23 protein-coding genes are annotated in these 22,042 nt (G+C 35.1%); 2 read left to right on the plus strand and 21 right to left on the minus strand.

Annotated features, from left to right (window positions below):
* Positions 1-523: 523 nt before the first annotated feature.
* The 19 genes from ACFO6W_RS18065 to ACFO6W_RS18155 form a co-directional block, all read right to left on the minus strand.
* Positions 524-1,207: a hypothetical protein gene (locus ACFO6W_RS18065; RefSeq protein WP_379998973.1), complete on the minus strand. Its 684-nt coding sequence runs from the start codon at positions 1,205-1,207 to the stop codon at positions 524-526.
* A gap of 70 nt (positions 1,208-1,277) precedes the next feature.
* Complete coding sequence (locus ACFO6W_RS18070) at positions 1,278-1,763, minus strand: hypothetical protein (protein WP_379998975.1); 486 nt, start codon at positions 1,761-1,763, stop codon at positions 1,278-1,280.
* 172 nt (positions 1,764-1,935) lie between these two features.
* Positions 1,936-2,472 (minus strand): hypothetical protein, encoded by a 537-nt coding sequence (locus tag ACFO6W_RS18075; protein WP_379998977.1) that lies wholly within the window; start codon positions 2,470-2,472, stop codon positions 1,936-1,938.
* Between the two features lie 653 nt (positions 2,473-3,125).
* Positions 3,126-3,914: a nucleotidyl transferase AbiEii/AbiGii toxin family protein gene (locus tag ACFO6W_RS18080; protein ID WP_379998979.1), complete on the minus strand. Its 789-nt coding sequence runs from the start codon at positions 3,912-3,914 to the stop codon at positions 3,126-3,128.
* On the minus strand, positions 3,911-4,528 hold the full coding sequence (locus ACFO6W_RS18085) for a type IV toxin-antitoxin system AbiEi family antitoxin domain-containing protein (RefSeq protein ID WP_379998981.1): 618 nt from the start codon (positions 4,526-4,528) through the stop codon (positions 3,911-3,913). The genes ACFO6W_RS18080 and ACFO6W_RS18085 overlap by 4 nt, the downstream gene beginning before the upstream one ends.
* Positions 4,529-4,712: 184 nt before the next feature.
* The gene (locus ACFO6W_RS18090) at positions 4,713-6,815 is read right to left on the minus strand and encodes an ATP-binding protein (protein WP_379998983.1); all 2,103 of its coding nucleotides are present in this window, start codon (positions 6,813-6,815) and stop codon (positions 4,713-4,715) included.
* An 11-nt stretch (positions 6,816-6,826) separates the two neighbouring features.
* Entirely contained in the window at positions 6,827-8,104 is a 1,278-nt protein-coding gene (locus ACFO6W_RS18095) for an SIR2 family protein (RefSeq protein ID WP_379998985.1), read from the minus strand.
* Between the two features lie 107 nt (positions 8,105-8,211).
* Positions 8,212-9,153, minus strand: a complete 942-nt coding sequence (locus ACFO6W_RS18100; protein WP_379998987.1) for a hypothetical protein — start codon at positions 9,151-9,153, stop codon at positions 8,212-8,214.
* Entirely contained in the window at positions 9,150-12,407 is a 3,258-nt protein-coding gene (locus tag ACFO6W_RS18105) for a hypothetical protein (RefSeq protein WP_379998989.1), read from the minus strand. The genes ACFO6W_RS18100 and ACFO6W_RS18105 overlap by 4 nt, the downstream gene beginning before the upstream one ends.
* On the minus strand, positions 12,382-13,059 hold the full coding sequence (locus tag ACFO6W_RS18110; RefSeq protein ID WP_379998991.1) for a condensin complex protein MksE: 678 nt from the start codon (positions 13,057-13,059) through the stop codon (positions 12,382-12,384). Before ACFO6W_RS18110 ends, ACFO6W_RS18105 begins: the two co-directional genes overlap by 26 nt.
* Positions 13,032-14,351, minus strand: coding sequence for a hypothetical protein (locus ACFO6W_RS18115; RefSeq protein ID WP_379998993.1), 1,320 nt, complete (start codon positions 14,349-14,351; stop codon positions 13,032-13,034). Before ACFO6W_RS18115 ends, ACFO6W_RS18110 begins: the two co-directional genes overlap by 28 nt.
* A 278-nt stretch (positions 14,352-14,629) precedes the next feature.
* Entirely contained in the window at positions 14,630-15,037 is a 408-nt protein-coding gene (locus ACFO6W_RS18120) for a GNAT family N-acetyltransferase (RefSeq protein ID WP_379998995.1), read from the minus strand.
* Between the two features lie 11 nt (positions 15,038-15,048).
* Complete coding sequence (locus ACFO6W_RS18125; protein WP_379998997.1) at positions 15,049-16,008, minus strand: DUF5712 family protein; 960 nt, start codon at positions 16,006-16,008, stop codon at positions 15,049-15,051.
* Positions 16,005-16,592 (minus strand): BfmA/BtgA family mobilization protein, encoded by a 588-nt coding sequence (locus tag ACFO6W_RS18130; protein ID WP_379998999.1) that lies wholly within the window; start codon positions 16,590-16,592, stop codon positions 16,005-16,007. Before ACFO6W_RS18130 ends, ACFO6W_RS18125 begins: the two co-directional genes overlap by 4 nt.
* 305 nt (positions 16,593-16,897) lie before the next feature.
* Positions 16,898-17,251 carry a helix-turn-helix domain-containing protein gene (locus tag ACFO6W_RS18135; RefSeq protein WP_379999001.1) on the minus strand — a complete coding sequence of 118 codons (354 nt, stop codon included), beginning with the start codon at positions 17,249-17,251 and terminating at the stop codon, positions 16,898-16,900.
* A 148-nt stretch (positions 17,252-17,399) separates the two neighbouring features.
* On the minus strand, positions 17,400-17,750 hold the full coding sequence (locus tag ACFO6W_RS18140) for a hypothetical protein (RefSeq protein WP_379999003.1): 351 nt from the start codon (positions 17,748-17,750) through the stop codon (positions 17,400-17,402).
* A gap of 34 nt (positions 17,751-17,784) precedes the next feature.
* Positions 17,785-18,024 carry a hypothetical protein gene (locus ACFO6W_RS18145; RefSeq protein ID WP_379999005.1) on the minus strand — a complete coding sequence of 80 codons (240 nt, stop codon included), beginning with the start codon at positions 18,022-18,024 and terminating at the stop codon, positions 17,785-17,787.
* Positions 18,025-18,127: 103 nt separating this feature from the next.
* Positions 18,128-19,225, minus strand: a complete 1,098-nt coding sequence (locus tag ACFO6W_RS18150) for an L-dopachrome tautomerase-related protein (RefSeq protein ID WP_379999006.1) — start codon at positions 19,223-19,225, stop codon at positions 18,128-18,130.
* 4 nt (positions 19,226-19,229) lie between these two features.
* Positions 19,230-19,829 carry a nitroreductase family protein gene (locus ACFO6W_RS18155; protein WP_379999008.1) on the minus strand — a complete coding sequence of 200 codons (600 nt, stop codon included), beginning with the start codon at positions 19,827-19,829 and terminating at the stop codon, positions 19,230-19,232.
* Between the two features lie 95 nt (positions 19,830-19,924).
* Between ACFO6W_RS18155 and ACFO6W_RS18160 the strand changes: the two genes are divergently transcribed.
* The gene (locus ACFO6W_RS18160; protein WP_379999010.1) at positions 19,925-20,275 is read left to right on the plus strand and encodes a winged helix-turn-helix transcriptional regulator; all 351 of its coding nucleotides are present in this window, start codon (positions 19,925-19,927) and stop codon (positions 20,273-20,275) included.
* A gap of 52 nt (positions 20,276-20,327) precedes the next feature.
* Here ACFO6W_RS18160 and ACFO6W_RS18165 read toward each other — a convergent pair whose 3' ends face one another.
* Together ACFO6W_RS18165 and ACFO6W_RS18170 are read right to left on the minus strand one after the other, a co-directional pair.
* Positions 20,328-20,675 (minus strand): YciI family protein, encoded by a 348-nt coding sequence (locus ACFO6W_RS18165; protein ID WP_379999012.1) that lies wholly within the window; start codon positions 20,673-20,675, stop codon positions 20,328-20,330.
* Between the two features lie 72 nt (positions 20,676-20,747).
* The gene (locus tag ACFO6W_RS18170; protein WP_379999014.1) at positions 20,748-21,575 is read right to left on the minus strand and encodes a helix-turn-helix domain-containing protein; all 828 of its coding nucleotides are present in this window, start codon (positions 21,573-21,575) and stop codon (positions 20,748-20,750) included.
* A gap of 203 nt (positions 21,576-21,778) precedes the next feature.
* Between ACFO6W_RS18170 and ACFO6W_RS18175 the strand changes: the two genes are divergently transcribed.
* Positions 21,779-22,024, plus strand: coding sequence for a DNA-binding protein (locus ACFO6W_RS18175; RefSeq protein WP_379999016.1), 246 nt, complete (start codon positions 21,779-21,781; stop codon positions 22,022-22,024).
* The last annotated feature ends 18 nt before the right edge of the window (positions 22,025-22,042 follow it).

The raw sequence follows: 22,042 nt of genomic DNA on the forward strand, positions 1-22,042 counted from the left end.
TTGGTACATGGGGTCAATTTAGACTGGCACGAGGGGGCAACGCTCACTGGATTTTCCATCCCTTTCTGCTGCAGCTAGAATTTTGAATTCGTTTGCGAATCTATAAAGAAAATAATTAGCGAAAATTGAGGTATTGACTTTTCAGAAAAGGTTTCATTTTCCAGCTCCCGATTTTCGGCATCTAGAGAATTTAACAGTATTTAACTATGAAATCTTTAACTTACTTTAACTGTATTTTGCTGCAAAAGAGGGACTGCAAGTATAGTTTTTTAGAGTAAAATGGAGTTTTACTTAAATTTGTCTCTATGGATAGTAAGTAGATTATTGGTATGATGGCGGATTGTTTCGGAGAGAGTTCAATGAGTGGTTATATTCCGATATGACCCTTAACTGGCTATCGAAATTTTATGTCGAAAATAAACCTTATAAAAACAAGAAAATCGGGAGCCCAAAAGGGTGCCCGATTTGTATGTGAAAAATAACCTTTAAGTGTCTAAGTGTTTTAATTTCAAATCAACTACTACTATTTCTTTTTTCTATGCAAATCTGATATTTTCCATAATGAATAATTCATTTTATATAAAATCTTAAATGCCAAACAACTATTCTGTACTAATTCGTTAAAATCTGTCTCGTAATTCCACTTAATTCGAAAGCTCCCTAAGTCTATATATTTCTCGTTCTCAACAATTCCTATAATATACTCTCGAAGTAAATTAAAAATTTTACTTTTCTGATTATTGAAGAGTCCATTGTATTTCTTTTCCATCTCTTTAGAAGAACCCAAATTTTCTCCAATAGTAAAATCTCCCAAATCAGATAAAGACATGAGGTCTTTATAAAAGTCATCAGTCATATATCGAAGATTATTTGCTTCTTTCATATAAGTATCTATATATAAACCTTCATAACTGTCTATTCCCCAATAAAAGGTACAATCTAATTTTTCTGATTTTATGATCAAATTAAGCCCATAAACATTTAAATGCATTTTTGTTTTGTCAAATTTGTCTTTAAAATTGCCATATTTAAAATGCAAGTCGGATATTTCCGATAAAACATCTGCAATTTTATATGTTAAGTCAACTCTATTATCCTCAGAAAGTTCCTCTTTTTCAAACCTAGAATTGTAAGTATTTATAGTTTCTATCCAATCAGGGATATTATCTATATTGGCGTCTATTATTTTCGCTAATTTTTCATCCATAAAAATACATTAATACTACTGATGTTGTTTAAAATAAGCTAAACAAATATGAAAAGAAGAAAGAAATATATTACTTCTTTTTAGGGTCTTTGTAAATATTCATTGCAATTTTATCTATAACGTCCTCTAACACTTCTTCGTTGAACTCTTCATATATAGCAACATTACGAACATTATATTTGTCCATATTGGGATCATAATGAATAAATGTTTTATTATCTCCCTGCCATATCCATTTAACAGATAAACACATTCTTTTATTTTCTTCTTTTACCTTATCTATATCTGTGGCATCTGTGATAATTTTTCTGGATTCTGCATCGAAAACCTTAACAACATCATTGTCAGAAACAATTCCAGCGGCTTTAACGGTTAACCCCTTGGAGGGGTTATATGATTTAATGTAAAATATGTCTCCGATTTTTATGTTTTGAAAGAATTTGTGTAATTCTGATGCAACCGAATCAGACCAACTTATAAAAGCGATACCATTTTCCATAAAATCTTTAGAATAATCTTTCCTTTTAAATGTTGCACCTATTCCGTAAACAGCCATAATATATGTTTTTAAAATTAATGATATGCAAAACTAATGATAAAAACCGATTAAGGGTACATGTTAGATAGATAACCAGATTATTATAATAACATATATTGTTAAGTATTGCCAGAAGATGGACTACATACGAAAAGATAATACGAAACTCACAGAGAGACAATAAAAACAGCTAGTATACATTATTGTACAGATTATACAAATCATTTTCCTCATCAATTTCTATTATTCTATTGATATGTTTTCTTGTCGAAAATCTGTTAACAATAAACTGCTTATGCTCTGAAAGTAATAAAATGCCAATCCTGCTATTTGATGTATCAATTATTTTACTCTTTTGGGGAATCTTGAAACTAGTATCTTCTTCTCTACATAGAATAGGTAAACAATCAGAATTAATTCCTTCAAATTTTTCACCTATCCCTGTATTCAAAATTGGTCCCGTCAAGTATTCCCATCCTTCCATTTCTGCTGTATATTTAAACATACCATTTCCGTAATATTGTATAAAATGAACGCCTCCTTCTTTATGGAGTTTTCCTAATACTAGCCCTCCTTTCCGCCCATCATAAATATTACCAAGCTCCAATAATGACTTAAATTCTTTTTCTGAAACTAAGAAATCAAACCTATCAGAATCTTGGTTATAAACAGCTTTACCTATATTCATTAATTCGCAAAAATCATAAAAAGCATCTCCAAATTGCATTATCATTGGTTTATAGAATAATTGCAAAATTAATAAATTACATACCAAGACATATAGATATTTGTAAAAAAGAGAGTAAGGGAGGGGGAAAAGAAGTAATACCCAAAGAGCATTAGCTCTTCATCTGTTGGGCACCATGGGCTCCGAGAGAGCCCACAGGCTAACTGATAAAATTGTGGGCACTTCGAGCAAAAGTCGAACCGCTAAACTTATTCGAAAAGAAAGAAGATTGGAATATTCAATATTGTAAATAGCTATATTACAGCACATAATATGAGATATTATCGAAGATATCCGAGTGGGCACCAACGCGGTCACTAAAAAGAAAAAGCCTCCGTAAGTTCTTGTCTTACAGAGGCTTTCTTTAGTTATTTGTGGTGCCACCAGGAAGAGAACTAATACTCTAACTACATTGACAACCAATATTTTATGATTTTCTAAATTTGGAATCCCACACGATTTAGCACACGATTATTTTTCATCGTTCTGCTCACTATTTGTATGATTACTTTTGTAAAAGTACGAAATTATATTAAAACGGTCTATTGCTCATCCGAAAATTTAAACCAAACAATACGTTTTATTTCTATTGTGCGGTAAAAACAGTGCATTTTGGAAACAAAAAATCAGTCATTCATATTGAAGTTTATATATTACTCCGTTAGTGAATCTACGAATTCTCCAAACCTCAAAATCTTTTCACTATTCGCTTTATTGAAAAGCAAGTGTTCAAAATCCTTTTGCTTCTTCTTCAAATCGACCGTTTTCAGTAGTTCTGCTGTTGCTTGTTTGAACTCTTGTAAGTTATGTACTCCACAACGCTTTGAAAGGAAATCATAATCAGGTTTGGACTGTGCTAATAAAAACATCAGGTCGTAAAAGTCACGTCCTTTGGCACGAGCTAACATAGCGGCAATTTTCATGCTGCACAATACGCCATCGGAAGGAACGGGGAAGGGGAAAAAGAATCCGCAACCCTTGATATTTGTAATAATCGGAGGATAAACGATTCCTTGGTCTTGGCTTTCGATCTTTATCAAGAAACGCTCTTCCTTATGTCCGCTCAATCCCAAATCAAATAACAGTTCAGGGAAATGTATATTCCGCCTAAATGCTGTTAGCTTCGGATTTTCTTTATCCTTTGCTTCTACCCGCAACCCTGAACGCTCCAAAAACTGAATTATGCCGTTTGTCATTTCAATAAACTCGTCTTTCGACAGGTCTTTGCAATCGAAATCCAAGTCTTCGGAGAACCGATCTATTCCTTTAACCAAACGCAGGTTTGTTCCACCGATAAAAGCCATCTTTTGGATGCTCGGAGTAGAAGAAAGGTAATCCAGAATCATTAACTGCAAATACTCTTTCAGTATGTACTTATCGAAACCCGAATTTCCACGAATTTGAGCCGGAAAATAATTTCTTATCTGTTCAATCTGTATCATAAATCGTAAGTCTTTAAGAGTAACTTTAGCCGATGGTCAAGCGCCTTGCTTTGAAATTTGCCGCAGTAGTCCATCAGTAAATCCTTGTTTAAATCATCGTGCAGGTAATCTTCGTCCAAGCGCAACTCTTCCAATTCCTGCTCGCTATTATAAAACGGATAAAGATACAGCAAATCAAGTAATGCCTTTTCGGGTGTGGCAAACTGTATGGTGCGATTGCCTGCCATTGGCTTCAATTCGTACCCGAATAGTAGATTTTTCTTGACATTCTTATAAGAGTATTCGCCGAAGTCATTGGCGAATGATGCTGTTTTCAAGGTTGTCACACTGGTAATCTGTACAACCGCTTCTGGTATCATCCCGTAGAACGACAATGCCGTGTGCAAACTGATATAGGACGGGCGGTAAATCCGATTGGCAAAATAAAGAAAATAATCGGGCTTGCTCTTATACTCCGAAAAAGCAAAATACCCTTGTCGTAATCGGACAAGATACCCCTTCTTTACCCAACGGGTAAGGTTATTCCTGTCAAAATCGGGTTGCCATGTATATATCTGATAGATATTGAAGCATGCCAAATCGAATAGCTGTTCCTTAAATTCCAGAAATGTCATTTCTTTATTTTGTTTCTATTATACTGCAAATATAGTGCATTTTGGAAACAAAACAAGATACAGGATAGATTAGGGAGATTTTTGTCCTGTCGGCAAGACGAAAACAGGCCGCTTTTTACTCTGTAACCGCCGTAACTATTACAGCGGTTACAGAGTAAGATATGCCAATAACTCAGTAGTGAAACTACAGTAAATCCTCCTCCTCCGTCTCTGCACTTTGACTCCCTTGCCAGTCGTTTACTATTTTATTCCAATCGATAACTCTGTCTTTTTTCCCAGTCCAAATATCCCAGAATTCGGGGTCATTTGATTTTGGTCTGTGTTCTTTAGGTAAATGATTCATTTCGACCAATACCGGAATAGGAAATGCCCATCCCACAAGAATTGCTTTTCTGGAAGGCAATATTGGCAGTTCTTTTAATAGTCCACTTAAACTGTCAGGAACAAGTTTCTTAACTAACTCTTGGTCTCTGTCATTTACAATCCGATGGAGCAGAAATGTATTACACTGGGAAAGGACGGTCTGTGATAGTTCAGAAGGCCTTTGAGAAGACAGCACCATACTTAGTCCAAATTTTCGACCTTCTCTTGCGATTCTCTCAAATGTCTCTAAACAAATATTTCCATTTATGCCAAAATCTCGTAAGAAAGTATGAGCTTCTTCAAGAACTATAGTCGTAGGAAGTTCTTGTTTATTAATTTTTCGGTAACGTTGTACGGCCTCAAAAGTTAGACGAGATAACACTGCTACTACAATATGGATTATGTCAGAAGGGATAAGGGATAAGTCTATCAATGTTATTTGTCCATTTTCTGCATCATTAGCTCCGATATATAAATTTAACCATTCCATAAGAGATATATCATCTGTAGGCTGAACAACTCCATTAAGCCTTTCATCAGCAAACAAAAATCTCATTCTTAAAGAAAGCATCTGGACAAATTGTAATATATTTCCCCCTTGATTTTCGGCCAATTGTTCCAAATAGGGTATCAAATCATTTAACTCAAAAAAGATGGGAGTATCTGGATTAATTTTACATATATCCGTTGCTTCTGAACTAATTAATGATATGACATTATCTAATTTATTTATTATACTGCTAACATCCTCAAATGAAAAATTATTAAAGCCGGATTTTCCATTTGAATTCCACGTACGGGAGTTTAATAAATTGTTATAATCAGTCCCAAATGTAGTATATGCTTGCATAAGGCCATTGGGCTCTGATGGAATATACTCATTTTTTACATAATCAATATCTGTACGAATGTTGGTTAATACAGAGGAAAACTCCATAAATCTACCATACTCTGAACCTTTTAAAGGGATATTACCAAGATAAGAATTTAAGTTATTTCTTGTTGTTGTTAGAAAAGAATGTACCTTTACTAAATTTGAATTCTGTAATTGCTTTCCTTTTTTCAAATCAAGCAATGTTTGTAATAGCAATGGCCTTTGAGCTCCTGGAGCAGCTTGTGAGAAACTAATCCATTCATGCGAATTCCACATCCATGCGGGTAATTTTAGTTGGTCAAATCCATCTTCAGAATCATCTAATTTAATAGCAAAGCGTTTGACTTTTTTTTCTCCTAAATCATCAAAGGCATTAAAGTATTCCCCATTAGGGTCTAATATTATAAATCTTGAATTTAAGGGTTTATCCTTATCTACTTTATTCTTTTCAGCCTCAATCAATGACCATCTAATCAAACCTGCAACAGAACATGACTTTCCACTCCCAGTATTACCGAGTATTGCCAAATGGCGTCCAAATAATTTGTCTGGATTTACTTTTATAGAAGCATTACTGGCCAGTGGAGAAACACCAATCTCTATTTTTCCATCTGGATTTTCGACAATTGCGTTTAATTGCCTATCTGTTGGCAGAATAACATTATCTCCAACAGAAGGAAAACTATATACTCCTCTTTCTATCTCGAAATTATTTTCTTTAGTTTTCTTTAGAATTCCCAAAGGCGTTACTGTCATTTTCCGTAGAGGAAAAGGAAGGTCTATTAATTCAAAGTCTCGAAAGCCCTTTCTAATTGGATAATTCGAATATTGAATGCCAATCCAATTAATTACGGCAACAATAGCCCCTGTTTCATTTGGAATTAATACATACCCATTAATCTTTGGGAAATGAGTAGGCACTCCAGTGTTAATAGCAACATTCTGGGGTGCATTTGTTTCAAGTAAAACCTTGATCTCAGACGGAGATACAGATTCTATAGTGCCAATCGTTAAATTTCGTATTTCATCAAAGTCAAAAAATGTACTCATAACTATTGGTATTATTTATCTTGGGAATCTCCAGAATCTGCCGGATTCTTTTGGTTAGTAATGCCTCTCTTCTCCAAATTCCTCACAAATCTTTCTTGTATTCTATCAATTGCAGCTTTGGGTAAATAGTTCTTCACTAAAGGTTCTATACTTCCAATATGATTACCAATAATTAAGGTAACTTGTGCTGGATTTACCGAGTCATAAAACTTTTTAATTCGCCCTGAAGCAGTATCGTATGAGATGATTACTAAATGAGTTGATGGTAAGGTTAACATATCTCCTATAACCCTGTTTATATGCGAATCCCCAAATCCATATCCGTATGTAACGATGACCGAATTTGGCCTGCATACGGCAGAAGAAAAATCTCTAAACAATTCAGAATAGGGGAAATATGCAGTATCTATACCTTTCGATGAATTCGGATAAATTACGGAAAAATCTTTGGGATTTTCTGGTATTAAGGGAGTGTCCTCTTTTACTCCAAATTCAAGAGGAATTTTGGAAATTGTATTTGATTCAAACTTCCAATCTATAGAGCCATGTAATTTAGTGAACTTGATAACTCCTTCCACATATCTGGGCTCTCCTCTAATTCCGGGTGGATTATAATGGTAATCAAGTTCTAACTTTGTTGTCCGGAATATAGGTTTTATTTTTCCAATGAATCTATCTATAGTTAATATTCCGGCAGAATCAAGGCCAATCTCAATAAAACGGTCATAATTAGTGGTAAAAATATTCGTTCTTTCTCTGGTTGCAGTTCTGCTCGAAAAACTAATCAAGAATGATTTCAATATTCCTAATACTTCATTAAACTTAGTACTATTCAAAAATTCACTCTCTGTTTTTATCACATTTCGTATGAATAGGCTCAATTTCGTATTAATCTCTTTTTCAAGAATAGCTGCATCGACATGTTTTAGGATTTTCAATCCATGCAATAATTCTAATGCACACCTGAAATCATCTTCTATATTAGCATTCCCTCGTCCTAATTCGACCGCGCTTTTCTCAGACCACTCTTTAATGTTATCCTTATTACAGTCAAAATCAATTCGCCCCATGCCTTGAGATGGTACTTCGGCTAAGAATGCTAATGCAGCTGTTAGTCCAGTACCAGTTAACAAGGAGAAATGTTCACTTTGGAAAATAGCCGTTAGCCAAGGCTCTATTTTGTTTCGAAGAAAATCCATTTTAGATTCATCAATAACACTAGAGCTAAACGAATCCATGTCGTTATTTATTTTCAGAATATTCTCTGCATCCCAATCGATTTCTGTCATAATGCTATATTTTTAATATTTTCAAAGTAATGTATTTGTAAGTATTCAGGCAATACCCTCTTAAAAAGACAGATAAAAAGAGAGTTAACCTGCTTTCTTGTTAAAAGCTATTTGAGAAAAAGCATCTCCAACAAATTGTTTGACTCCTCTTCAATCCACTGATTCTTTTTTATCAGTTGGTTAATCAAGTCTATTTCCTTTGCCATGAAATAACTTGGGTCTAACCCTGAAAACGCAATTGAATGACTCCATTTACTGTTATGATGTGGGGAGTCAACTGGTAATCTGTTTTGAAAATTGGAAGGATAAAGTAAAATTATATCTTTTCCTTTCGATTTTAGAATGTCTTTTATCCGACAATAAATCTTCAGACCATCATAGTCCCAATCGCAAGAATAATATAATGGTTTGTTGAGTTTCTCAGGGCTGATATGATGAATATTCGAGGTGTTATTTCCTCCTACATACCAGAGTTCTATGTTGTGTTGACGAGCAACATTTGGAGTTTTTAGAAAATCAAGATTCTCACAAAGCACAACCAATTCGGGATATAGGCAATCAACTACAAATCTCCATTGAAGGACTTTAGGGTCTTCCGATGGAAAGTTTTCAATATTCAGTATTTTGAGAACCATCTTGTCCAATCCCGGACGATTTTCTAAATACTTAGACCCTCCATATTTGAATACTTCACCGGAAAACGTACGGCGAGTAGTTAATGATTTTCTCGCCTCTTCTCGCTGGTCTGCAATAAGCATTAAGGTTTGGATATCTCTTACCGTACATGTTTTTCGTCCGTCTGCCTCCGGGTCAATCGAAAGAAGGAAGTCTTCGTATTGCTGGAAATCTTGTAGAAGGTTCTTCTCATAATAATCCTTATACCCGTCAAGAGCCACAAAGTAGTTGCTGTTGCCATGTTGGTATCCAATAAGTTTCCGGCTAAGAAGATGCTTAATTTGACTGTCGGATTTATTTCCGGCAGGAATTTTCTTTTGTATATATAATGTATTCATGGCTTTCAAAACCCGCCATGTCAAATCGCTTTTCATACCTCAATTACTTCCTTTAGGTTGTCTTTAATGTCTGTTCTGCTACGAATAGCCATTGGCGTATAGTTAATGTTTACATCAACATCTGGATTCCTGTGAAGAATATAGATAAACTGCTCATCGTAGCGTCCCAGTGGATTAATTGCAAATGTTACAATTTGATAATCGTATTCTTGAGCAATTTCGTATAACAAGTCAAAGTTACTTCCCAATCCTTCGGCTTCATCAATGGGCATAAAACGGATACCAGTATCCTTGTTATAATCTTTACTGCCGACGATGGATAATCGTGCAATACACAACGATGCAATAGCAGCATAAGTTTGTCCAGTACTTCCTTTATTTGATTTTCCGCTTGAATCTTGCATTTCAAGGCTCAGTTCCATGTAAGAATTGGGGTCTAACAAGTCGTCAATGGTTATATCATTATTTCGATTGTCAGCCAATTCTTTGAATGCTTCCAGAATTTTTTCGTCAATTGATACAACTGAGGATAATTTATCGGCAATTGAGATTTCAAATAAATTAAGTTGTTCTCCTGCTTTTCTTTTAAAGGCAGATAACCAATCAATAGGGAATTCTTTGACTGAACTCTTGACCAAGTTTAGTTTGTAATTTCCGCTGATTCGCTTTTCTCCTCCACTAAAGAAACGATTTATTCTACGTACAATATCCTCTTGTGTGCTGACAGCCGAGTGTACATCATCCAGCAAGTCTTCTATTTTCCGTATTTTTTTAGAATTTAAATCTCTATTTTTATCGTTAATTTGTTTCAGGTGCATTTCTATTTTACTAATAACTTCTTCTTCGATTACCTTTTCGTGTCCAAAAATATTAGGGAGCAAATGGGCAACCAAGTCTGCAAAATCTTTGCTTTCACCTTCGAACCGATGCGATTCACTTGCAATAAAATCATTAACTATCCCCTCAAATTGAGCATCATAATTACTCTTAGCTCTAATATATGTTTCCTTTTCCCGCTGAACTTGTGTCAGAGTTATTGAGTTCATATTTTCTTCATTGGCTGGCAATTTTCGATAAAGAGATTTGTAAGTTTCCTCTTTATTCCGCAACTCAAACGTAAGTGTATCAAACGTTGACTTATCATTCCTAAGAGATTCTATTAAATCAATACTTTCTTTCTGAATGTCAAATTCCGTTGCGAAAGAATCGACTTTATCATCACTGTCATAATAAAAATTCAAATCGTAACTATACGACTGATTGATTGCAAACTGTTGAGCAATATTTGACAGTAACGTAGCATCGTTTTCGATGCTGCTTAATAATTCTTCGGCTTTCTTAATTTTTGCAGGTAACTTTTCGAGAATCGACTTACTTTCATTTTGTGCATCAACAGCCTCTTTATATTTTTGCTGGGCTTGTTTGTATTCCCTTTCAATGGCCTCTTTCCGTTTCAAACAATCCAAGTAAGATTGAAAATTTTCCACGCTTATATCCAGCAACTTCACTTCTTTGTAATTTGCCAATTCTTCTTTCTTCTGATATACCTCAATAGCATTGGCAGCATTGGTTAGTTCTAAAAAAATGTCGTTTAGGCAATTAAGATGCTTCAGTTCATCTTGTAGTTGCTTCTTCTGTTGTTCAATATTTTGCGATTGTGATTCGAAGTACTTATTTATTATATCTTGGTCAATCGTGTTAAATCGCTGTTCGAAAACATATTCAACATATTCCCAAATTCCATTCAAGTCAATCCAGAATCCGTCCTTTTTTTCTTCAACTTTAGGTTTGTCAAATAATGCGGGAGGTAAAGGTAAGTAGCGCTCTCGTTTAATCGGATTTTCCGGCTGATTACGTTTCAATGTTTGAAAGTGTAGCATCAAACTTTCCTCTATTTTCGTCAATGGGCGATTGAGTGAAATAGCCCATCGTACCAATGAATCAGGGTTATTGATGTCGGCGTATTCCGACAAAAGTTCAAGATTTTCCAAACTTGACTTTATCTCATTGATTCGCTTTACAAAATACTCATTACCAGTCTTCAATCCCTTTATCCATTCAGATTGTTCAAAAAATGATTGCACATTTTTATCTGATAGTTTTGATATGAATTCTTGAAGAATGGAATTTCGCTCTTTCAATCTTTGATAGTTCTGATAAGCTGTTTCAAGCGTTTTCTCATCAATTTTTAAATTATCAATCAACTTTCGAGCATCATTCAATGTCGTATATCTCTGCTTAGCAGAAAAATGAACATCTAACGTTCTTTGTACATCTTCATCAATACTCTTCTTTGTTTTTTGAACTTGAATAATATCCTTCGTTGCAGCATTTATCAACTGTTGTAAGCAGTAAGAGGCTATCAGTGTCTTTTCTGAATTTGTTGATATTTTATCTGATAAACGTTTATACTCTTCACGATAGAATAACAATTCTGATGTAAGATATTCTTGTTCTTTGTTATTTTTGGTTTCTAATATTGATTTTAAAGAACATATCCGCTGATATTTTTTTGTCAATAGGTTAATGGCATCCAAATTTTGCCCATAAGAAAGGATAGTACTTTCAAGGTCTTTGACTATCTGAACATATTTATTGTGCAATTCTTTTCTTTTTTCCTGTCCGAATAAAAAATCCAGAAGGCTGTTGCTTTCTTTTGTGTTTAAGGTTTTCCCGCGAGAAAAGGACTGAATAATTTTTGCGTAATCACTCAACGACTTATCATTAGCGGACAAATCCAAAGGAAGGATATTGTTATTGTATAAAATACGATGATATGCACTTATTCGTTCCCATTTTTTGAATACCAGTTGTTTTTCTTCCATTGCCTCCGTTAATTCATCTAAATCAAAAATCGTATTTCCATTTTTGAAGTCAGATGCTTTCAGAGGAATGTACATCGGAAACAATTTTTCGTTTTCAATTTCCGTACTCGATTGTATAATAAATGGCTTTGTATGTTTACTGGTACTTTCAAAATAGACTCCAATAACAACAAATTGTTCACTGGCTGTTTCAATGTTTAGGAATGCATAGGCTATATTTGTTCCTTTTCCCGGGGTAGTTAAAACCAATCCATCAGGGTCGCGTCTTTCTTTCAACGTGGCTGTTGCCGATTTGAAAACTGTCGAGCCAACAAATATTAATTGGAGTAAATCGGCAATAATGCTTTTGCCCGAAGCACTATCTCCCATGAAATCAGTTCGTGTCGGATGAAATTCATAATCGTTCTCCTGATGATGAATCAGTCCTATAGTGGATAAGCTATGAATTCGCGGGTAATTTTTCATCCTGACTTTCTTTTAATATTTCGTCGATATTGTTGATATATGGGGCAAACTCGCGTGTTAGCCTGTGAAATGAGGGCAATATTTCAAAACTATCACCATCCATTTCAATCCATTTTATTTTGCTAAATTCATCAAAGGCATTTTTGATACAAGCATCAATTTTCTCGTCATTAAATTGTGTTGCCTTTTCCTTCTTTGCTTTGGCCAAAGTTTTTATTATGCCAGGCTTCAAATCGGGGTAATCGAGTTTTATTATCCGTTGAAACTTACCCAACGAGTTAAGCTCAATATTGCAATCATTATAGTAAACCTTGTATAGAAGTAAGCCGACAATGATATTTTCTTTTGACATGAGATGCTTGTGGCTTGTCGGAATCCCATTCTTCAAATCAGGGCAAAATTTGAGGTAAAAATATGTTTCGGAATCATTGCCTCCTTGTTCAAGTTCAAGTCCCCAAAATTCACGGTAATATTGCGCCAATGTCAGATAAAACCGTCGTAAGTATGAGCACAGTTCTTTTTGTTTCCCATACTCCTGAATGTGCACTCCGTCTTTTAATGCAAAATCAAGCGAAGCAAAAAGTTCCTTTCCTTGTTTGCAATTCAAAAAATCGTATGGATTTTTTATTTCTGTTTCATCCAAATATCCCATATCGCATATCTATATTTTTCTTCATGAATCATTTTTTCCGGATTAATCTCTACCGTCCATCTGTCGTGTTTATCATAATAGTCGATTGCCTGATATATAATACTGACAGCCAGTTGCAAATCTTCATTATAAAATTCCAGTATTTTGAAAAAAACATCAGACAGATGGTATTCTTTGGTATGCCGGGATTCTCGCTTTATCCTTTCCAGCCATTGGTTAATATGACTTTGCCTAATCAGAATCATGTTGCTTTGTTGATGTGCAGCAGCTTCCTTTATCGGGTCATTGATATATGAAGGTGATTGGTTCCGCTTTCCGGCAAAGAGTTCATCTCGTTTTTCAACTATTGTAAAATTCAAAGGTAAAAAACGGGTAACAAAACTTTCGTTCGCAACAGGAAGTATTAATTCTCCAAGAGCAACCTGGCTTTTATCCAGTAAATAGGTTAGAAATTTTTCAACTTTTGTGTCAAATAAATGGCGGTTCAACGAACCAAAGAACTGTTGTATTTTAGGTTGTATTTTATCAATGCGGGAATCAACCATGTTAAGCAAAGTCCTGACGCTCTCAAAGTAATTGATTACATCGGATACTTTGTCATCAATTTCGGCATTTTCTCTTGCCGGATGTGCCATTAAGATTGATTTTATACGGTCTATTTCACGAAATGCACCACGTAACTCCCCATTTTGCTTACGTATTTCATCCAGTTTATTCTCAATATCTCGTAGAGCGACAACCAAAGAATCATTATTGTTCAGTTTGGCTTTTTCGCTTAGTTCTGCAACCGATTTGTCAATTTGTTGATTTAGATAATCAATCTGCTCTTTGAGATGCGACCTGGCTTTGTCAAAATGTGCTTCCAGCCAAATAATCAAGTCTTTTTCTTCAGTGATATCTTTTAGGTTTTCATACAGGTCTGTACAAGTAATTTCAATTACAGTAGGATTAAACCTATCTGAAAGCATCTTAAATACTTTGTCGCATAGGTAAGAGGCATATTCTTTAAATGTGTAAGTCTGGTTTTCTTCATCATACAACAGGAAAAATTCCTGTAAAGCCATGATTTGAGAATTGTAATACTCCCACTGTTGCCGTTCTCTTTTTTCCTTGTTTACAGTACTTGCTTCGTCAAATGCTTTCCGAATATCTTTTTCTTTAAATACTCCTTTGTCAAAATATCCGTTTTTCACTCTCTCATACAACCATATAATAGCCAACCCTTGTTCTTTTTTGGGGAAGAACAACTCGTAGGTATTTTCTATTGCTATATGATCGAAGATTGACGGCATAAACGATTTTACTCTTGTCGCAAAGTTACAATTTTTAAATATCTTTCTCCTAAGCTATTGATGATTAATGCAAAACATATAGGTATTTACCAAACAAATAAAACATAAACGGGGTATTGATATGCAATATCGTTTACCAGCCCCACAACGGTAGAAGTTATTCTCGTGCCGTTGGTTATTCTCGCGGGCTTCCGCCCCTCCACACGGCAGGGAAGCCATGAGCGGGAAATAACCAACATAGGCACGGGAAATAACTTCGGGTACAATTGCACTACCCCCTAATACATATTTTGAAAATAAGATATTAAACTCTTTACTAATGCTACATAGTTAGAACCGTCTATCGACTGAAAACCTAACTTTTCGGCAAATGTCCTACTTTTCTCGTTTACGGATTCAATACCAATATGCTTAAAACCGTATTTTATAGCTACTTCAGATAGGAAACGGACGAAATGTCTTCCATTGCCTATACGCCCTCTTCGGAAGCTGATTCGGGCGATAATCAAACAATCAGGTGGAAATGTACTTCCGACCTTTCGGATGCGCAAATACAAATCTACTCGGCTGATTCTTCGACAAACTACGATGTTATCAGGAGTGAGATATACAAGGGAAAGACGATATTTGAACCGTTCCATCAGGTAGTTGTCAATTTCTTGGCGTATAACTTCGTATTCGTTCATATATTTATGGTTTATGATTGTCTGAATCCTCGTTTTGGCTTCTTCTTTTTTCTTTTCATCGGAGCTTGTTGTTCGTTTTCACTATTGTTTATATTAGGTGTAAGCAATTCTAATGCAGAAGACAACCCCAAATCGGGAAGATTGAAAGATTGTTTATTTTCCTGCTTGGCTTCATTCAAATTTGAAAAAATATTTTCAGATTTAGTATCTTGATAATTTGCAAACTTGTTTTCAATCTTGTCGGCATCGTTGCTTATCTGCACATCTGTATTTTTTCTTTCATCAGTAATTTGCCTTTCTTGCATATTTAGTTGGTCGGAGATACTGCCGTTCTTCATCGTATTACAGTATTCAAAGGTTTCGGTTAGTTGCCTGTCGTAGTTGAATAACTTATCGAATCCTTGCTCTGCCTGTTGAAACAAGTTCTTTCTATCAAAACCGCCTTTGACTGTTCCTTTCTTGGTATTCTTGTGGTTGGTAAGCGGACTTATTTTGATTTTATTGGATTGGTCTTTACGGCTTACAATCAAATGGCAGTGCATATTTAGTTCGTTGCTCGACCTGTCCCGACTGAAATGTATCTTTCCATAGAATTTTATATCCTCTGCCGATAGTTCTTTGTTGAAATTCTTAGCGTATTCTGGAATAACCACTTCACGGATATAGCGTTTCATTGCTTCGGCTTGCTCTTGTTCGGTATTACCTATTGCTTTGAGTTCCTGTTCTGATGGACTTACATGGATAGCGTAAAACTTCGCATCTGTTTTCATTAGCTGTCCAATATTACTGTCTATATCTTTAACCATTTGGGATTTATAGATATTATCTTCTGCCAAATTGAAAAAGCCTTCGGTATATACTCCCTGCTCCATACGTTTCATATCTTCCTTTTCCAAGTAGTTACATAGTCTTCGGCTACTACTTGCATTGTTGTATGTACCTTTTGACGATGGCGGAAAATCTATATTCATGGTTCGTCTATCAGGTTGTTGATTTCTGCTTTCAAGTTTTCTTTCCGTTTGCCGTCCATTACTCCGCACGTTGCCAGTTCCGAATAAAGGGAAATCAATTGCATTATTTTCTTATTATCTCTCTGTTGTATTTGGGAAAGGGAGTTGATTTGTTTGGATTGGTTATTAATCACTCCTGCATGTTGGCTGAATGCTTCACTTATTCTTTTCAGGGCGTTGTTCTGTAATTCCTGTGAGTTACCTATTTGCGAATTGACCAATTCGCAAAGTTCTTTTACTACTTTCTCGAATCGGCTGGCAATGGAGTGGTTTGTGCGTACCATCGGATTTAGCTTATCTTCTTCATAGCTCCGAATGAAACGAATAATATCATCCTGCCGTTTGTTGATTTTGGACAATTCCGATTTTACCGATTCGGGAGCATCGGCAGGGTTGATAGAAGCCTTGTCAATATACCGAAAAGTTAATTTCACGACTTCACTCTTTTTTAGCGAATAGCGTTTACATATTTTCTCTACTAACTTTGCCGTTTCCGTATCTATGGAAATGGTTGTAAAAACTATATTTCTACTCTGATTTTGCATAGTAATTACTATTTAATGGAAAATCGGTTTGTTAAAAGTCTGATAATTAACCTCTCATATCTATCGCTAATTATCAGACTAATTACAACGGTTTATGCTAAACCATTAAAGCCTAAGGCTTTGCCCCGCAGGGCAAGAGGTAGAACAGGACGAAGTCCAGTTCCCTCTTGCTTAATTTCGCAAAACAAACAGAGCCACAAAGCGAGGTTGTTTTTGAGAAATGCGGAGCGTTAATACAAGGCGGTTGACTAAATAAAGCCTTCATTGGATTTCTTCATTCTGCTTAAAACCTAATAAAAGTGGAATCATTCATCATCACTCGTTTTATTATCTCCGCCTTTCTTCGGGTGCTTCTTTTCAAAGTCCTGATAGGTTTGAAAATCCATATGGTCACGGACAAAGTTCCGAACATCGACAGTCCGATAATAGGTCTTGTGGGCTATCATAAAATAAGGAAGTTTGCCACTGGTGCGGTATCGTTGGAGCGTGCGGTATGATACTTTCAGGAGAAAGGCTAAGTCTTGGTTATCCAATAGTTTCTCGTCCTCTGAAAATACCTCTTTCGTGTTTATGAGCGATTTTAGGCCTGTCCCTATATCGTTCAACTTCTTGGATAGCTTATCCATCCATTTTTCAAAATCGTCGTTATTGATATACATTTTGCTTCATTTTTTCAAATTAATACTATTTATTTTCAATGCATTGATAACGCAAAGGACGGAAGAACGAAGCAAAATAAATAGGGGAATCCCTATGGACTCCCCTAAAATAGTTTTGTAATCAGATACAAATCAATAAATTATAAAATTATTTTTTCACAATCTTCTTGCTTCTACTTTCACGAATGAGTAATTTCTTTAGGTAATCAAGTGCTTTTGTCAAGTTGTAAGGCTTACGGCTGAATACTCTTGATTTGGATTTATAAGCATTCCCGAAAGTAAAGTTGAAAGCGTATTCTAATGACTCGGCAATATATTTGAAAGGGACAGGTTTACCGTTTTCATCTAAAAACTGATTAGATAGTTCGAATGTGGTAGCGAATTCTCCCATACTGTCAATCCCCAAGCCATCTGACTTGGGGCTAAAATAAACTTTGGGAATATCTGATTGGATATTATTGTAGAAGTAATTTGCTTGTGGGAATGTGAATTTCAGCAAATCAATTTCAGCTTCAAGAAATAGGATAGCCTTTCTAAGGTAGGCAAATTTCAGGGCGTTTTTCCCCCTGCCCGTACTGATTCGATTCTATAAATACCAATTCAATACGAGAAAGATTCAGCACCCGAAAGATTTCAGAAAAATTATTTCCGGATTCACTGATTGTTTTTACTTGTTCCATAAAGCACCCATAGGCATTTTCCATTTCTTCGTTTGTAACTTGTGAGTATTCAGCTAAGAAACTGAAAAATCTCGTGTTTAAAAATTCATTCATAAGCAATCTGTTTACTAAATTAGACATCATATAATGAGGAGATTGTATGCAAATGAATTATTCCTTCTTTATTAAATCTTACTTTCTCAGCAATGGATTAGAATTATCTAAATGGAACTCCTTCTGAGAGAGGTTTAAATCTAAAAATATAAAAAGGTGCTTTCGCTATGCTTTTACCATTATTAAATGCTGCTCCCAAATGAACCTGAGCGGCTGAAACATACATACATCCGTCAGAGACATTGTAACTAACGCCGTCTGCCCAAAGCAATTTCTCATCGGTAACAACATTGTGGATACTTTTGTCTTTTGCAAGAATAACAGCTACACTATTGCTTTCCATAGCGGTCAAATATAAATTTCCGTCTATATCAATGCTTAATCCTCCATTGTTCGGTTTATCAGAATAGCTTTGTATCCTTTTGTCCAACTCTATTTCGCTCAAATTTTCATTTAGCAAATCATTCATCTTTACACGATACATTTTACTACCGTTCAATGGCGCATAATATAGCCATTCAAAGTTTTTATCTGCTGTAATACCATCGCAACCCACCAATAGATTTTTACCATTTATCGTTAATGGTTCACCTTTGATAACTGTGGGTGAATTTTCGGGTACAGTTGTTCGAGAACCTTCTAATAATCTTCGTGTTTTACCTGTTTTCATATCAACAATAATTAAACTTGCAGTACTTCCATCTCCACCATTACCAATACCTTCATCAGCAATGATGAAAAAACCGTTTTTGGTATCTACCACCATATCATTAGGTTGAGAGGTCGAAACAACAGCTGATTCGGGTAGATAATAAATCCGTTCCAACTTATCCATAACCGTGTTCCACCCGACAATTTTGGGCGTAACAGGATTTCGTTGCCCCATATCAAGCATCCAAACTATTCCGTTTTCATCATTTCTAATTCCCAGTACATTACTCAAATAAAGGTCATCAGTTTCCCGTGGCGTATTCCATCCTTGATTCGGGAAAGGTGTAGTTGTTTTGGTTTCAGCATCATATCTAACTACTCTATAAGTTGGATTAAAAAACGGATGATGACTGTACACCAAATCGCCTTGATGTGTAAAAGCAATATTCCCAACGGATTGTTCAACTGTTGCAAAAATTTCGTAATCGACTGTTTGTGAGTAAGTATTAACACCTATCATCAAACTAAAAGCTAAAATGTACTTTTTCATATTTTTAAATGGATTGAATGATTTGCTCTAACGGCAAACGTGATTTTAGTGTGATGGAGGGTTGATTGTTATCATCAGGATTTCGATAACCGATAGCTACGGCAAATAGCGTTTTGTAGCGATTAAGTTGCAGTATTTTATCATATTCTTCGTTATTAAATCCTTCCATCGGTGTGCTGTCAATATCCATACTTGCACAAGCTGAAAGAAAAAAGCCAAGAGATAGATAAACCTGATGTTGCAACCAAGATTTGACTTCCGTTTCTCCCTTAGGTTTTAAAAATTGATTATAATAATAAACATAACCCTCCGGTAGATTTTCTTTTATCTGTTCTTCAAAATATTTAATGTCATCAATTGCTGTAAACACAATTAAATGACTCGCTTCGTTAATTCTTTGATTATTCCAATATGAAGCATCAGCTAATTTTTCTTTTACTTTTTCATCAGAAACAAAAATAAATCTCCATGGCTGACTGTTTATTGATGATGGACTCAATCTTAGAATTTCTTTCAGTTCTCGGATTTTCCCGTCCGGAATTTGTTTGTCCGAGTTGTACTCTTTTGTCGTGTACCTGCTTTTTGCAATGTCTAAAAAACTCATTTCAATAGGATTTAAATTAAACTATATATTTTATAGTTGCAAAAATAAGTATAGCTTATTACCTTTGCAATAACGGATAAAAACGATAGTAACAGATGTATTGTATAGACGACAAGCAATACCCTTGCAGCACAAGCCTGACGATGAAGTATATAGGAGGAAAATGGAAAGCGGTTATTCTTATTCATTTAATCGAAAAAAAGCGATATAGTGAATTAAGAAAGGAATGTTCTGTGATAACAGAGCGGACATTGAGCCTACAGTTGAAAGAATTGGAAGCAGACGGTTTAATTAAACGTACCGTTTACACAAGCAAGCCTCCGTTAAAAGTAGATTATGAACTGACTGAATTTGGAGAAACACTTATCCCTTTACTGGAAGCCATTTCACAATGGGGAAAAGAAACTGCTACAAGCAATAAACGGATAAGTATCATGAACGAATAGAAAAAGTTAAGGAGCATCACAATGATGCCCCTTGTGTTTCTGTGTGCTGATATTAGTTGTTTCCTTTTATAAATTTAACAATTTCTCTTACTTCAACACTGCCTCCAATCTTAAAAATTGGATTTGCTTTTGCTATTTCTACAGCTTCATCAATTGTTTCTGTTTGCACAACTATATATCCTGTTACAATTTCTTCGCCTTCCGAGTGAGGGATATCTGTTACACTTTTGTCGGAGTGGATAGTTTTTGCTCTTGTAGGAGATAATGTGTTTCCTTTATCCGCTACTTTATCCTTCTTCATCAAATTGCCAAACCAATCCATTCTTTCTTTAATTTGTTCAGGGGATGGTTTTAAGTCCGCTTTTTTATTCAATCTGAATATTAATATAAAATCTGTCATACCTATATAATTTTATTAGCGTTATAAACTAATACAAAGATAGAGGTGTCAATAGAATATATATCAGGACTTTTAGAACTGTTTTCGGTACTTTTTCAGGAAATGGCTTGGAGAAAAGCCTGTTCTTTTCTTAAAGATCCGGGCAAAGTATGAGGAATCTTCAAATCCTATCTGAAAAGTAATTTCGGAGATATTATGTTCAGAGTATATTAATAAGCGTTTTGCTTCTGTTATTTTAAGATTAAGAAGGTATTGCTTTGCCGATAAACCAAGGTTCCTTTTACATGTCTCATTAAGTTTTTCTTCTCCAATATTCAGTTTGTCGGCATAATAAGGAATTGTGCGTAATTTTGAATAATCGGATAAAACTAACCGCTTAAATTGTTCTACCAGTATATTGCTCTGGGAGGTTTTTACCTGTTTCTCTTTCGCAATTTGATATAACAAGTGAGAATAATACTTAAGTCCTGCTTTTATATTTTCATCATCTACTGCTTCATTTTCATTCGACAGTTCCTTCCTGATATTCTCCAGAATAGACGTATGGAACAATATGTCTGTATTGTCAATATCAATATAAGGGAATCCATAAGTCAGATTCATATCTAATCCCACCGATTGGTCAATAAAAATAATATAGCCTTGTGTTCCATCGTATAAACTCCAGTTATGAACTTGTTTCGGGGCTACATAAAATACTCTTTGTGGCTTTATTTCGTATTCTTCCGAATCAATCACATAAAATCCGTTACCATGAGTAAACCAAACAAAAGAAAAAAAAGAATGACTATGAGGCCAGTCTATTTCCACATCTTCCATCGATTCAAAATGCCTTATATAAAAGGATTTTGATACAGGTGAATCAGGTAAAACTTCTGTGATAGAGTACTCTTTTATCATGAGTACAAAGTTATGTAATTCTTAGCATTCTCAAACAATCGAATATTTTAAAGCTTCATATTCTTGATAAAGATTTCCAGATTCAAGCAGTTTTCACCTTCATTAAGCCACTCTCCGTCAAGCAATACCTCTGATACCTTTTTCCCCAAGCGCTTTGTTTCTTACCCTATATTTGTTGGCAAAACGGATAAAGCTAAACAATTATGGATATAGTAGGTATAGAAAAAGAATCTTTTGATTCCTTCAAAAAGAGACTGGAACGGATAGCTTCGTTAGTTCCAAAACAGCCATCTAACAACACTCTGTTTATAGAACAAGAATGGATAGAGGCCAAAGAATTGGCTACTTCTCTGAATCTGCCACCTCGCCGACTACAACATCTTCGTGAAAGAGGTGTACTGTCATTCTCTGGAAAATCCAGTGAGCGTTGCCCCCTCGTGCCAGTCTAAATTGACCCCATGTACCAA

Source organism: Dysgonomonas termitidis, assembly GCF_042654545.1.
In the GTDB taxonomy this organism is placed as follows: Bacteria; Bacteroidota; Bacteroidia; order Bacteroidales; family Dysgonomonadaceae; genus Dysgonomonas; species Dysgonomonas termitidis.